This window comes from Aliiglaciecola lipolytica, assembly GCF_018860635.1.
In the GTDB taxonomy this organism is placed as follows: domain Bacteria; phylum Pseudomonadota; class Gammaproteobacteria; order Enterobacterales; family Alteromonadaceae; genus Aliiglaciecola; species Aliiglaciecola lipolytica_A.
Genome location: NZ_JAHKPT010000025.1, coordinates 1 through 14,204, shown reverse-complemented (window position 1 = coordinate 14,204; position 14,204 = coordinate 1). Strand labels below are relative to the sequence as shown.

At 41.3% G+C, this 14,204-nt stretch carries 13 protein-coding genes and 1 tRNA gene; 5 read left to right on the top strand and 9 right to left on the bottom strand.

The window, feature by feature from the left end; translation table 11 throughout:
- Positions 1-13 precede the first annotated feature (13 nt).
- The 5 genes from KO530_RS12440 to KO530_RS12420 all read right to left on the bottom strand — a co-directional run bounded on the left by KO530_RS12440 (position 14) and on the right by KO530_RS12420 (position 6,781).
- Positions 14-1,342 carry an NCS2 family permease gene (locus KO530_RS12440; protein ID WP_216048767.1) on the bottom strand — a complete coding sequence of 443 codons (1,329 nt, stop codon included), beginning with the start codon at positions 1,340-1,342 and terminating at the stop codon, positions 14-16.
- A 64-nt stretch (positions 1,343-1,406) separates the two neighbouring features.
- Positions 1,407-2,525: a purine nucleoside permease gene (locus tag KO530_RS12435; RefSeq protein ID WP_216048766.1), complete on the bottom strand. Its 1,119-nt coding sequence runs from the start codon at positions 2,523-2,525 to the stop codon at positions 1,407-1,409.
- Between the two features lie 95 nt (positions 2,526-2,620).
- Complete coding sequence (locus KO530_RS12430) at positions 2,621-5,062, bottom strand: TonB-dependent siderophore receptor (RefSeq protein WP_216048765.1); 2,442 nt, start codon at positions 5,060-5,062, stop codon at positions 2,621-2,623.
- Between the two features lie 373 nt (positions 5,063-5,435).
- Complete coding sequence (locus tag KO530_RS12425) at positions 5,436-5,945, bottom strand: RDD family protein (RefSeq protein ID WP_216048764.1); 510 nt, start codon at positions 5,943-5,945, stop codon at positions 5,436-5,438.
- A 104-nt stretch (positions 5,946-6,049) separates the two neighbouring features.
- Positions 6,050-6,781 carry a FadR/GntR family transcriptional regulator gene (locus KO530_RS12420; RefSeq protein WP_216048763.1) on the bottom strand — a complete coding sequence of 244 codons (732 nt, stop codon included), beginning with the start codon at positions 6,779-6,781 and terminating at the stop codon, positions 6,050-6,052.
- Positions 6,782-7,502: 721 nt separating this feature from the next.
- Between KO530_RS12420 and KO530_RS12415 the strand changes: the two genes are divergently transcribed.
- Positions 7,503-8,471: a sugar kinase gene (locus KO530_RS12415; RefSeq protein WP_354667876.1), complete on the top strand. Its 969-nt coding sequence runs from the start codon at positions 7,503-7,505 to the stop codon at positions 8,469-8,471.
- A gap of 93 nt (positions 8,472-8,564) precedes the next feature.
- Entirely contained in the window at positions 8,565-9,215 is a 651-nt protein-coding gene (locus tag KO530_RS12410) for a hypothetical protein (protein ID WP_216048761.1), read from the top strand.
- A 68-nt stretch (positions 9,216-9,283) separates the two neighbouring features.
- On the opposite strand, the gene KO530_RS12405 is transcribed toward KO530_RS12410, so the two are convergent.
- From KO530_RS12405 to KO530_RS12390, 4 genes are all read right to left on the bottom strand, one after another.
- Complete coding sequence (locus KO530_RS12405; protein WP_216048760.1) at positions 9,284-9,589, bottom strand: hypothetical protein; 306 nt, start codon at positions 9,587-9,589, stop codon at positions 9,284-9,286.
- Between the two features lie 18 nt (positions 9,590-9,607).
- Positions 9,608-10,600 carry a YHYH protein gene (locus tag KO530_RS12400; RefSeq protein ID WP_216048759.1) on the bottom strand — a complete coding sequence of 331 codons (993 nt, stop codon included), beginning with the start codon at positions 10,598-10,600 and terminating at the stop codon, positions 9,608-9,610.
- A 129-nt stretch (positions 10,601-10,729) separates the two neighbouring features.
- Positions 10,730-11,416 carry a response regulator gene (locus KO530_RS12395; protein WP_216048758.1) on the bottom strand — a complete coding sequence of 229 codons (687 nt, stop codon included), beginning with the start codon at positions 11,414-11,416 and terminating at the stop codon, positions 10,730-10,732.
- Positions 11,413-12,885 (bottom strand): ATP-binding protein, encoded by a 1,473-nt coding sequence (locus KO530_RS12390; RefSeq protein WP_216048757.1) that lies wholly within the window; start codon positions 12,883-12,885, stop codon positions 11,413-11,415. Before KO530_RS12390 ends, KO530_RS12395 begins: the two co-directional genes overlap by 4 nt.
- Before the next feature lie 170 nt (positions 12,886-13,055).
- Here KO530_RS12390 and KO530_RS12385 point away from each other — a divergent pair, with 170 nt between their 5' ends.
- The 3 genes from KO530_RS12385 (at position 13,056) to KO530_RS12375 (ending at position 13,941) form a co-directional block, all read left to right on the top strand.
- A complete protein-coding gene (locus KO530_RS12385; RefSeq protein WP_216048756.1) occupies positions 13,056-13,319 on the top strand; it encodes a hypothetical protein in 264 nt (87 codons plus the stop codon).
- Between the two features lie 14 nt (positions 13,320-13,333).
- Complete coding sequence (locus KO530_RS12380; protein ID WP_216048755.1) at positions 13,334-13,678, top strand: hypothetical protein; 345 nt, start codon at positions 13,334-13,336, stop codon at positions 13,676-13,678.
- 176 nt (positions 13,679-13,854) lie between these two features.
- Positions 13,855-13,941: transfer RNA gene (locus KO530_RS12375), tRNA-Leu, on the top strand.
- The last annotated feature ends 263 nt before the right edge of the window (positions 13,942-14,204 follow it).

Sequence of the window (14,204 nt, the reverse complement as noted above, 5' to 3'; positions counted from 1 at the left end):
AGATCCCTTTGATTTATTTCAAGTTAAATATATAGCGCAGCATAAATATGCCAGCCATGATGTAAGTAAGGGCCGATATTTGTTTGTATTTGCCCATCCCCAGATTCACCCCAACATAAGTGATAAAGCCCAATGCGATACCTTCGCTTATGCTAAACGTGAGTGGCATTGTGAGTAAGGCTACAGTGGCGGTTGCTAACGAGGGCAAGTCATCAAAATCTAGTTGACGAATAGACTCCATCATAAATATACCTACCATCACTAATGCTGGCGTGGTTGCCATTACGGGCACTACAACCATCAATGGAGTGAAGAACAAGGCTAACACGAAGCAAAGGGCGACAATTACCGCAGTGAGCCCCGTTCTGCCGCCGGCTGACACCCCTGATGCTGATTCTACATATGATGTGACCGGTGATGTACCTAAGGTTGCTCCTACCACACTGGCTGCAGCATCAGCGGTCATGGCGCTGCCCATCTTCGGTAATTCACCATTACTATCAAGTAAGTTGGCTTTGCGAGATACGCCTATTAGGGTACCTATAGTATCGAACATATTCACAAACAGTAGGGCGAATATTAGATCCCAGGTGTGCGCAAAATTTTCTATGGGATACATAATATCCATTGCAAAAAACGTTGATGATATGCTCTCTGGTAACCCAACTATTCCGGCGGGAGTAGGGGTTAATGTACCTTCTCCATGGGGAATGAAGGCGCCAATAATGGCTAAACCAATAACCGATATTAAAATTGCCCCAGTAATATTCTTCGCGACTAATATGATGGTACCGACTATGCCCGCTAATGCCAGTAGGGTCACAGGTTGAGATAAGTCCCCTAAAGACACCAATGTGGCTGGGTTATCGACAATCAAGCCGGCATTTTTCAGTCCGATAAAAGCAATAAATAGTCCGATACCGCACTGCACACCTATCTTTAAGGCATTCGGTATAGAATCGGCAATTTTTTTGCGGATCCCCAATAACGATAACAGTACAAATAAAATCCCATTCCAAAATACAATACCAAGGGCCGCTTCCCAAGGCACCTCTCGAGTAATACAGATAGTAAACGCAAAAAACGCGTTGAGCCCCATGCCCGGTGCCATAGCAATCGGATAATTAGTCATGAATGCCATCAACAAAGTGCCAATACAGGCAGCCAATGCAGTTACCGTAATTAAGCCGGCGACGGGCATACCAGAGGCGGATAAGATGCTTGGATTGACTACTAATACATATGACATAGCGGCAAATGTCGTCAGACCGGCAATGCATTCGGTTTTAAAGTTTGTACCGTGTTGCGACAGACTAAAAAAGCGCTCTAAAAATGTGTTCATTGGATGATGTCTCTAGTTATTATAATTGACCTGATGTCTATCAGCATTTTTTATACTATTAAAATCAAGCGCTTGGTGGATTTTGGCGATAATTTTTCCAATCGTCAAGTAGGGCTTTTACGACTGTGCTACCTACCGTATAGGCTGATTCCAAGGCCGATTGCATGCCAGCAAAGCCCGCCTCACCGCTTTCCATCGCCAGATTTTCGGCGGCACTTAAACCTGTTGGTTGCATAGAGTAATTGCTACCTGTACGCAGCACCATCACTCTGTCTCTATCTACTTTATCTATTCGGTCTAAATACTCTATGGCTTGCATAGTGCCGGTGTCTTCCATACCGGAGCTGACAAAGTTACCCTGACCGTTGGTCCAAAAGGTTGTCCAGTCATTTGCCCATTGATTAAGTCGTTTTCCGTGCCAGAACGTAGACGAGGCAAGCTGATCACCTTTGAGCACAAAAGGTTTTTTCTGCGCATTTGCAAAGTCGCTGTATTTGGCCCGCAATTCTGCCATTGCTGGGTAATCTGTTAATTGAATATTTTTAGTGAGCTGAAAAGCCCATTCCGTTAACGATGGATTCAGTTTATAAACTTCACCGTTAGCGCTGTGCTGGGTGTCTGATGCGTGTTCTGAATCAGAATATGGAGCATTGGCAAAAAGCGGAAAATAACCAGAAGACCACTGTTCTGGAATTTCTCGTGCGTCAATTTGGTGGGCTAAGTCGCCATCTACAATCCATGTTGCCCAAGCGGCAGAACCAATAGATGCATCAGCGGGATCAAAACCCGCTATGCCGGCTACCAACCAATAGGCCTTACTTAAATCAAAGCGAGGATCTAAACCTAGCGCCATTATTGCTGCAGTGGCCTTAGCGGTGCCCATGCCGGTGACAATTCCCATCACGCCAGTGTCAGTATTCATATATATATCGTGATGTGAGTGGGGGAAATCGAATTTGGTTGAGAGTTTTTGGCCGGCCTTCCAAAGTTGGAATTCACCGGGTTTATCCCCTTCATCTTCACCAATTTCAAACATGGTTACCACAACCACTTTTACTTCAATCGCTGTTGGAAGCGTTGTTGAATTAGATTCACTGTTATCGACAGTACAAGCTGTCAACCCTAATATAGCGACACTGAATAATGCGCTGTTAAATAATTTTTGGAGTGTAATGCCGAACATTTGTCGATTCCTGTAAAAAGGGTAAATATGTCGAAACAACATATTTACCCTAATACCAATAAAACAATTAACTCATTTTAACGTTATTTTTAAGATTAAAATTTATAGCTAAATTTCGCTTGGTAATGTCTTGGTAACTCAGGTAGCACAATTTGCGCCCCAAATAGATCTGGGAAATTTGCGCGATAGTATTTTTCATCCGTAAGGTTCTTAATGGATAAACTCGCAGTCCAGGTATCTGCATCGTAAACAACCCCTGCATTGACCAAAGTATAGGCAGGTAATTCAACCGATTTAGAGAAGCTAGAGTAAGTTTCGTCAGCACGAATTACACTCCCGTTTATTGCAAAACCATTCTGGAAATCATAGGTCGCGGTTGCGGTGTAGATGTTTTCTGGAATCCCTTGTTTACGGGCATCTTCTTTACTTGCACCAACATCGATTAAGGTTAAGCCGATGGGATTACCACCAAATACAAGTGATGGGTCAGATAGGCTAGTCAGATCTTCAGCACCCAAGAAACCAAATAATGAACCACCTTCACCATTGTTGTATGCAGTTAGGTTGTATACTTTCATGTTGGTATAACCAGCGGTAACAACTAATTGCTCATTCACAACCCAACGTAATTCAAACTCAGTACCTTTGTTCTCAGTAGTTGCATTGGTAACAATCGCTTGTGCATTAAAATCGGAGCGTTCTTGTTTATAGGAAGATAAAGCAAAATACAAGGTATCATCTAAAAACGAGCCCTTGATACCAATTTCTTTCAATTCAGAAGTATCAAATGCACCGTTATATGAATTGCCATCATCATCAATCAATTGACCATAACCAATCTCAGCACCTTGACCTGCAATCACGGTTGCTTGTTCCGCTATCGTGATGTAGGGAATCAAACCAATTGGCGTTTTATATGAAATACTGGTGTTCCATGAGGTGCCATTGAAACTATCCTCAGCACTAACAACAGGCCCTTTCACCAATAGCTTATCGCCGTGGCTAGTGGTTTCTACATCGATAACGTCATAGCGAAGACCTAACACGATATTCAGGCCGAAATCCCAGGTTAAATCGGTCATCGCAGCAATACCATAATCGATGTAATTACCTTCGTCATAGTTATCGTAATTGTCGTCGATACGTGTGGCTAATTCACGTCTATCTAACGCGGTTGACTCCATGGTTAAATCGCGACGGTTAAAGTACTCATAGGTAAAATCATCACCATGTAAGAACTGAGTGCGTCGAATAGATGGTGACACCTGAAATTGTGCAAGTAGAGAGTCGTTTTCGTATTCAGTTGAAATAATCAATTTGTTTTCGAAAACAGAACTTTCATGGAATTGAGAGAAACCATAGGCATTTTCATTGAGGTTTTCATATGCCTCATAAAACATTTGGTTTTTAATTTCCCAATCATTTTCTGTGTAATAAATAATATCGAAATATAGGGTATCAACAGTGTTAGTTAGGACATCGTCGGCGGCAACTAATACCTGATTACCGCTTAATGTTGTGGTGCCAGGATTATCAAGCTGCATCAATTCAGTGGCGTCGGCATCGGTGAACGATGGTGCAAATGCATAGAAAAAGTTTTCTCCAGCTAGATTTACAGCACCATACTCTTCATGGGAAATAGCTCCTGAACCATCGGTATCAATATTTTTGGCGGTACCCGTTATGTAGGTTCCTGTGTCAATTAAATCTTGGGTTAAGCGGTTCCAACCGGCTACTTGATTTCCATCATAATCATGATGCATTCCACCAAATTCAAGGCGTAAATTATCAGTGATATCAATATTAAACGATGCTTGTAACACGGTTTGATCGGTTGCTGAGTTATCATAGTAGCTGCCAGAATTCTCAACTTCACCATAGAGATAGAAGCCCATTTTTTTATCGCCGATTGACGCTGGGCCACCTAATTCGGCAGTTAGGACACTTTTGTCCCAACTTCCTAATGTGTATGAGAATGCACCTTTATTTTCATCCAAATATTGGCCACCGCTAGCACGGGCAGATTTAGGGTTAAAGTTGAGGTATCCCCCAATTTTAGCTGGTCCGTAAATAGGGGAAGCTGGGCCTCTTACAATATCGATACTGCTTGAGGCACCAATTGGAGTTGGATAGTTTCCAGGATTATCTAATCGTTTAACCCCTCGAAAATATGCTTCACCCGGAGTACCACGTACATCCAAAGAGCCCGCAACACCAAAGAATGATTGGGTATAAGTACCTGGAGCGAAAGCGACTAAATCATCTATGTCGGATACCGCAAAACGCTCGAGTTGTTCATCACTAATCGTGGAGGCTGAACGGGGAGTCTCCAGTATAGATTTTCCAAAACCGAATACTGACTCTACATCTTGACCAGGCAAGCTACCTAAGGAGCCTGTAACAGAGATGCGCTCCACGCTTTCAGTTGCATCTTCTTCAGCTTCTTGTGCATATAAACTCAAAGGCTGCAAAGTCGCAAGACCAATAGCAATTCCCAATGCTACCGGATGAAACTTTTGTTTGTTGTTGTTTTTCATAGTGTGTTTCCTGGCTTGTGTGTAATTCTTATTTGAATAAATTGATTTTGATTTCTGAATCAATTAGTCAAGAGAGTTAGCACAAAAGATGCCATATAGTTGACCGAATGGTCAGCTTTTTTATTGTTTCATAAGGTGTTGAAATGTAACGGTATTTATTGGTTTTTTGATGGAGGGGGTATTTTTTTCGCAGGCTGCTTAACGTCTAAGTGCACCACAAAAGGCCTAAAAAATGAGCATTGCACCATACTGAACACTCTGTGAAAAATAGCGCTTGTGAGCCTTAGATCCTTTTATTTACCGATGTCGTTGAATAATCCTAAATAGCAGCAAGAAACAATTCTGATTGAGTTCATTAGCGATGATTAAGTGCTTAAAGTGATTTCCAAGCACGGTGATGATTTGCATCTTTGCTTAACACCAGCATTTCCGTTCCTGCCAGTCTATCTTGCAAAGATTGTTTATTTTTCACATCAAATAATACTAAAAGTGTTCCCAATCCCCCTAATGAGAAAATAATTCGCATTAAAGCTCGACCGTAGCCCAACGGCTGATCGGTTGTACTAAATAAACGTAATCGCCAAGCACGCATGCCGATGGTTTGTCCACCATTTCGCCAAAACCACAAAAAGAAAACCAAAATCCAGAATCCAACCCAGATTTGCTCGCTGATTCTAAACCACAGGGATTGGTCAGTAAAATCCATGAAATGGGTAAAACCTTGCTTATCAATTATGCCATTTTCAAATAACATCAAGCCAATAACTGAATAAATAAGTCCTGCACACATGCCAATTGCCACGGCAACTAGGATGTCATATACCATGGCTGCTAATCGTTTAAAAAAGCCAGCACGAGGAAAATGTTGGGTAGTTTGGGTCATGTTAACCTAAATGATAATGATGCTATGGGCGCACAAAAATAGTTGGCAAAATTTAAACAAATCAAGCTTATATTGTATTCACAACAACATAAGCCATGCTGATATTAACCGACCAAGTGAGTCAAAGAATAACGATCACGGGTTTCATTGGATTTTTTTCTGACTTCTTCCAATGCTTCGGCTTCAGATATTTCAAATAATGAATTAATTAAACGATGAAAATGGCCGTGCATAGCCGCTCGTGCTTCTTGAGAGTCATGCTTTTTCAGTGCCAAATAGATGCGTCTATGTTCTTCAAGACGATCTTGAACACTACTACTACATACACCTTTATATGCAGCAACAATTTGTGGCTGAGACTCACGTAACGTCCAATAATGTTGTATCGAATAAAGCAAAGCTGTATTGCGAGTTGCAGTAGCAATAATCGAATGAAATTCGCGATCAGCGGCTTCTGGCTCATCGCCATTTTCCATTGCTTTTAACGTTTTCTCTAGTGCTTCGAGTTCTTTATCGGTAATTGATAATGCAGCAAGGGCGGCTGCTTCTCCCTCAACTAAAGCGCGCGCTTGTGTTAATTCAAATGCGCTGATGTTGGGCGTAGATTCGCCTTTAGATGCAGTATCAATGACGTATACACCTGAACTCACTTTTACTTCAACTCTGCCTCTTACTTCTAGCGCAATTATCGCTTCTCGAATAGTAGGGCGACTGACTTCAAAGTTTTCTGCTAATTCTCTTTCTGGTGGAAGGCGACTGCCCACAGGGTAACGGCCAGCGTCAATCTGTGATTCAATTTTACTTACAATCTGCCAAAACATACGACGATTTTTCATTTTCTAAATTTTTCCTGAAACAAAATTTATACAGCAAAGAACAATTAGCCAGAGTCTGCATCTATAATAATGCAAATTGTACGCGTACTTAACTGCAATGCCAATTTGTATAGCCCAACGTGCTAACTGTACTAAGTTGAGCAAGCAACTGAGAAATACATTGGTAAGCAAGATTAAGTTAAGGATCTTACCGTGCAGAGCAATTGATTTAATACAATTTTAAGTGGCTAAATACTTTTTATTTTGTACTAGTCTACACCTTATTCTGTTTACGAATCTTGTTAAGTGTTCAATTTTATTTAGCAATAATAATTCTCAGCAATAATGATTTCAACAAGCCTAGATTTCATAAACAAATACCTGACCATTTGATTTAGTTGTTTTATTTGGATTTGGTATTTTTGGTTATACCTTTTTTATGTTTTGGTTGACAATGCGGTTTGTTCAGGTAACTTACTCATGCCCGCGTACCCTGCGGAGGCCACCTCGGTGGCCTAATTTCCCTCTCTCTCATTTTAAATCTTTATATTTCAAACCCATCGACATTAATTTGTGATCATAATATTGTGGTATGACCAATATTTGTAATTGGTAATGTTATCATTCTGTTTTGGTTAGTTTGTTGTTGGCGGTTTTTATTCAATATGAATCGACAGAAACTGGACATAATTAGCAGATCTTCATGATCTAGGTGTGGTTTTACAAACAAGTGAGCTGGATAATGGTGCAACAAAGTGATAATTCGCAGATATATTCTTCAAAACCTATTGTCATGATTGGGGAATGTATGATGGAGCTAAGTCAATACGGAGATGACAAGTTTCATAAGGGCTTTGCTGGGGATACTTTTAATAGCAGTGTTTATATGAAACGTGCTTTTGAGCAATTAAATGTTAATTTTATGAGTTGCATTGGCAGCGATACTGTAAGCACACAACTGCTCGATATGTTGCAATTAGAAGGCTTAGATAATCGTTTTATCGAAGTAGATGAAAAGCGTATTATGGGTGCTTACATGGTGCAAACAGATAATCAAGGTGAGCGTTCTTTTTTATATTGGCGCAACGACTCTGCGGCTAAATTGTTAATGCAGAACTTGTCAAAAAATGCCGAACAAGCCCTTCAAGATTGCCAATTAATCTTTTTTTCCGGTATCACCTTAGCTATCTTAAATGACAATGATCGTGCTCAGTTACTGCATATGCTTTGTCGTTTGCGTAATAAAGGTGTCAATATTGCATTCGATCCAAATTATCGCCCCGCTTTATGGGAAAACGAAAAAGTCGCCCAAAATGCCATAGGTCAGGGTTTTCAGGTAGCCAATATTTTATTGCCGGGAATGGAAGACTTCGAACTATTTGGGTTGCGACAACGGCAACAAATTGTCAAATTTTTAAATAGTTGTGGCTTTGATGAACTGATTATTAAAGATGGCTCGAAGAGTGTTTTCGGCTATTCCTCAGATGCATGTTGTGAAGTGCAAGTTGCCCCTAATCCCGCCGTTATCGATACCACTTCAGCTGGCGATGCTTTTGCTGGTGTTTACCTTGGAGCAAGAATCCTAGGCTTAGATATGAAAAGTGCCATCGAAAAAGCGGCTGCAGTTGCCAAAGAGGTCACTAATCATCGCGGCTCGATTATGCCCCAAGAAAAATTTAAGAACTTCTGGAAAGGTTACAAAGCAGCGTAAAAGTCTTTGCTAGACCTAGGTTTATAGGTTGCATTTAGCCTTATCCAAGTACACTATTAGTTATTATGAATTTGGTTAAATGCCCTAGCAAAAATGTCCCCTGATCCTACTATCAATAAACGTCATGATTTAGTCTTGCGAGACATTAATCGTCTTAAACAAAAAATCACTTTTAATAATGTTCCACCGTTTTACCATGCAGTTTCGACTTCCTTAGGCCTAGCCGAAGGAATGTTTCGTTATGGCTTTGAGAACTCTCTTGATGGATTATTAAATCAGGCTAATTGGAATCCCAAAACCCTTGATGGTAAGGCCGGCCAGCTTGGCTCAGTCGAATTTACGCGAGCTCCTAGGTTGTCTATTTACAAGGTGTTTACCCATCGAGGGTTTGAAATTCATTGCATTCCTTGGATGAAAAACCAAGAAGTTGATAGAGGTTTAATTAATCATCCAGATATGGAATTTAAGCGCTGGATCCCAAGTTCAATGAAAGTGTTGTTTCGCATTGCTCAGTTGCATACTTTTATACAAAGCTACTTTGATGTGGGGGACGAGGCTGATTTGGAGTTAATTAAATACGCGCATAATATTAGTGAAGATTTCATTGATGATTTGCAACACAAGCTGAATGTTGTCAAAGTCCACGGGATTTCAATCAGAGCATTTTTTGACGTAATGCAGAAAAAACACAAAGCAGGCGAAGATTTTTATTTACCTAAAGTGTATGACTTCAGTGAGCAATAAAGATCTTCGTTTGCGATTTTTAATTAGAGACTGCTTGCAGCTTAATTAAACCGACTTAAATTAACCTACTAGTGTCCTTTATGGGAGGCATGTCGTTTCGACAACCAAGTCGATATGGCAACTTCACCCTCGGCTCTGAGCTTAGCCAATTTCTCGTCCGTCACTGTCTCAAGGGGTTTATTCCGCACACAAATAAGATTTTGATTAAATTGTTGGCAGCTGCCCTTGTGTAGTTGTAGGTTGGCTGACACGTATCCACAAGGGGTTGCTATAGCCTTCTCAGCGCATGCTTGTAATGCTGTATCGTCAATGTGCCCTTGATGAGCAACACTGTTAAAAGCAACTAATCCAACTATCAATACATATTTTTTCATCATTTTATCCTTAAATAATTACTCGCTAACCAAGTACCCTTGTTCACCTTTGAAACAACCGATAAACATATTTTCTCCAGCGCTCGCCGAATGGTAGTGATAGCCTCTAGTGTCATCACTATGACCACGACATTCGTCCAAGTCGTAATCTTCTTCGCCAGACATATTTAGCATTCCATAAATACCGTATCCGTCGATGGCATAACCTAATAAACTGGCGTGATTGTCGTCTTGAAATACCGATTCTGTGCAACCAGTTGAAGCATGATAGTGGTAGCCTTCAAACGGATTGATGTGTCCACCACAATCATCAAACGCAGCGATGGTATTGGCTGCAAGAATAGCGTCAACAGGAGCAGGAGGAGCTAACACCACGCCGTTAACTGTTATTCCCAAATCGTTATTGTTGATACTGTCGGGATTGCTCATTGCAACGGGTTCAACGGGGATTAAAAAGGTTTGAGACACTGCACCACCAAAGTAAGTGAGTGAGCATTCGACACAGTGATTTTGGTATTCTTCTGCAACATTCGGGCGGGCCGCACCTTCGCAAGAAGCTTGCGTATTGGTTACATTGACGTTGCCTGTTTCAGGATCATAAAGTTGCCAATCGGCGCCGTAGAGATTGGCAAGATTGAGAATAAATTCGCCATCAATATCATACACTTCCCCTGAACCGTCAAACCAGATTCCTCCTTCACTGGCATCGGAATAAATAGTAGGAGGACAAAAGGGACCGATGTCCGTTGTGACAGGCTCGCCAGCGATAGTGATCCGGTAGCAAGTCGTTGAGGTTCCACCTGATAAAGTGCAGTTTTCAATGGTAGGGGTTTCAAGTAGCGCACCATCGTGAAACACATCTGGGTCGAAAGTAGATTGGGTTGTCAGCGAACTGTCGTCACTGCTACTTCCATCATCAACAGTGACATCATCTGTTTGGCTGCCATTACATCCGTATAACAATACGCTGCTAATTATCAATGATAGAGCAAAACATGATTTTTTTTGCATTCTAGAGCCTCTACTTTGTACTCAATATTTGAATGAGCGAAAGCATAGCGACGAAATGTGCAGAGACTGTGCAAATAAAGTGTGTTTTTGATTGAATTTTAAAGCCCTTGGAAGATTCGCTGCCCGTACTTATTCGATTTTATAACCAACGCCATAAATTGAATGTAGCAGGGGATTTGCGGATTGACCTATTTGTAATTTAGCTCTTAGATTTTTCATGTGACTATCAATAGTACGTGAGCTAACAATTCGCTCATCCTCATAACAGGTATTCATTAGTTGGTCGCGTGAAAATACCACGCCAGGACGCTTAACTAAGGCCAGTAATAACCTAAATTCCACCGGGGTTAATTCAACGTGAACATCCGCTACTGTGGTCTGGTGACGAGCTAAATCCAGTTGAATATTTTTATAGGTAACTACATTGTCTAAGGAAATCGATTGTTGTTCAAATCGACGCAATATGGCTTGTACTCTTGCTACCACTTCTCGGGCGGAAAAAGGTTTGCAAACATAATCATCGGCTCCAATTCCTAAGCCCATTATTCTATCTATTTCATCTACTCTGGCGGTTAACATCAGAATCGGAACCGTGGAAAATTGACGAATTTCTTTACATAGAGTGTAACCATCTTTAAACGGCAACATGACATCCAGAATAACGAAGTCAGGGGAGTGTTTTTTGACAAACTCGATTACGTTTTTGCCATCGTGTAAAACGGTAGCCTGAAAATCTTCTAGTTGTAAAAACTCAACTAAGATTTGAGCGATCTTGGGCTCATCTTCAACAATCAGAACATGTTTTTGTTGATTCACTTTTCACCCCTTGGTAACGGAAACATTACTTCGATACATAAGCCACCTAGCGAAGATGGTGATGCCTTAATTTGCCCCTGATGGGCTTCTGCAATATTTTTACAAATTGTAAGACCCAATCCTGCACCGGATTCTCTGCTGGTGCGCGATGAATCTAACCTAAACATGGGTTCAAATAGCTTCTCGCAATCGCTATGTTTAACTGATGGTTTGGAGTCGTTGATGCGTAAGCTAATGTGCTCTTGTTGTACCGATAAAGCTATATCTATCTGCCCAGGCGTATCTGTATATGCAATGGAATTCATTAGCAAGTTCAAGCACAGTTGTTCAATTCGCCTATTATCCATGGTCATCATAATATTGTGTTGAATGTCGGCAGTTATTTTTATCGACTTTGCTCCTGCGTGCTGGCTAACACTTTGAATGCAGCGTTCAACAGTTTCGGATAAGTTTGTCTGAACCATGGAGTACTTCAATGCTCCCACATCCGATAGAGATAGTTGGTACAAATCTTCAACCAGATGATTTAGACGCTCAGTTTCCTGTTCCAGAGATAGTAAATTTTTCAAGTTAAAGGGTCTAACCCCTTCTTTTAATAAATCAATTTCACCGGTTAGCACTGTTAACGGAGTTCTCAATTCGTGAGAAATATCCGCAAAAAGCCGATTTTTGGCAGAGCGGTTTTTATTTAAGGTTTGGCTTAAGTAGGAAACGTTATCCATTAGTTCGCCAAGTTCATCTTTGCGATTTGTGGTGAGATTAACAGCGTAATTGCCGCTACTAAGTTGGGAAACACCTTGCATAATTAGTTTGATGGGCTGCAACAATTTACGAGATACCAACAGTGACAGCAAGCCGGCCAAAATTAAACAGACGAGTCCAATAATTAAAAAAGCAGAAAATTGTTTTTGCGCAAATAGGTTTGCTGACTCAGAGGAGCCTTCAATGCTTGGCCAGCTTCTAAGTTCGCCCACTTTTATATTATCTATATACAATGGATAGCTAAACGAGTTCTGACTATTATCTGAGTGGTCATCACCTGAAAGTAGCGCGCCATTTACGTCGAATAACCCCGTTGGAGGGCCGGACGTGTTATCCCGCCAGGGCGCACCTGGATTGGGTTTCTCGTTAGGCCTATTGGCAAGCAGTTGCTGGTGGGGAGGCGGAGCATGTCTTGGCCGCTCTCCACCACCTCTATTATTCATGGGCGGATGTTTTGGCGGAGAATTAAAACGTTTATTGTTGTTGATAAAGTCTTCCAGACCAATCCGTTGAACGTCTTCCCAACTGTTCTTGGACAATACATATTGCGCCAGTACATCGTTACTTATTTTCTCAAGACGGCTTTGTTCGATACCAGAAACAAATTCCAGAAATCCTTGTTTAAAGCTCCACTGGGCAAGGCTTAAAGAAATCACCAGCATAGTGGTGATAAGGCCCAATAAAATCAAAAATAGTTTAGTTGTCATTTTCATGGCGCAAGTATATCGGGTGAATTTGGCTTGCACTAGTCACAAAAGCTGAAGTAGCGCTTTATTCCACGGTAAATGCACACTTTCTGCACATTCATTTGTTAACCTTTAACCAGTGAAAATAGTCAATTTAATCGTTTACATCTTTTAATTTTGGAGAATTGTATATGCAAAAATCAGTGATGACACTTTTGATTTTGAGTTCCGTTTTAGTCAGCCCATTAACGCTAGCAAAGCCAGATAGAGAAGGGCGAGGTGGTAAGCCTCCACAAGAAGCACTCGAAGCTTGTGAAGGAAAAAGTGAAGGCGATGAAGTGAGCTTCAGTACGCCCCGTGGTGATACCATTACCGCTACTTGCCAAACCATGCAAGACGAACTTGTAGCTGTGCCGGAAGGGCATGGACAGCGCAGATCTGAAGACAATAACTAATACCGGAGCGAACAATGCAAATTAATAGTCAAAGCAGTTCAATCAATATGTCAGATATCAACATGGATGATACTCAACAAAGACGTCCGCCACCACCGCCACAAGGTGCAGTGCCGCCAGGTCTTGAGTCATCAGTGGCGTCTTTATCATCTGAGCAGCAAGAGCAAGTGACATCCATGTTGAGTTCTTTATCTAAAGATCAACAAGCGGAATTGAAATCATTTCTGGATAGCAATAAGTCTCAGGCAGATAAGCTAAGTGATGAGGAAAAAGGCAGTCAATTTCTTAACGCGCTTTCTCAAATTAGCGGACAAAAATCCAGTTCTGATAGTTTGTTAACTGTTGATACTTACGCTTAGCAGTAAAAATTCAGTTCATGAGCACATCATTTGTCCGATTATGCCTAATTTATCGACATTTGATGATGTTCATTGCATAAAATACTTGCAAGCAGAAATTGCGAAGATATAATGCCTGCCACTCGTTAGCACAGCGAGTATACCAAACGCTTAATCAAATAGATTAAGCGTACGTTGCCAGAGTGGCGGAATTGGTAGACGCAGCGGATTCAAAATCCGCCGCCAGTAATGGTGTGCCGGTTCAAGTCCGGCCTCTGGTACCAAACATTAAACCAACTTTTTAGTTGGTTTTTTTGTGCCTGAAATTTGAGTTAATCTCAACTCGCCGGACTATTCGTGAGGTGAGCTCTTCGAATTAACGCTAGACAAAACCCAATTTGAACCCATCCATGGTGGCTCACCCAGCCACGCCATCCTTGGCGTGTCGTGCGGCTGGGCGCAACTGCGTTGCTAAAGAAACCAGCCTTACCCTCTGGTACCAAACATTAAACCAACTTTTTAGTTGGTTTTTTTGTGCCTGAAATTT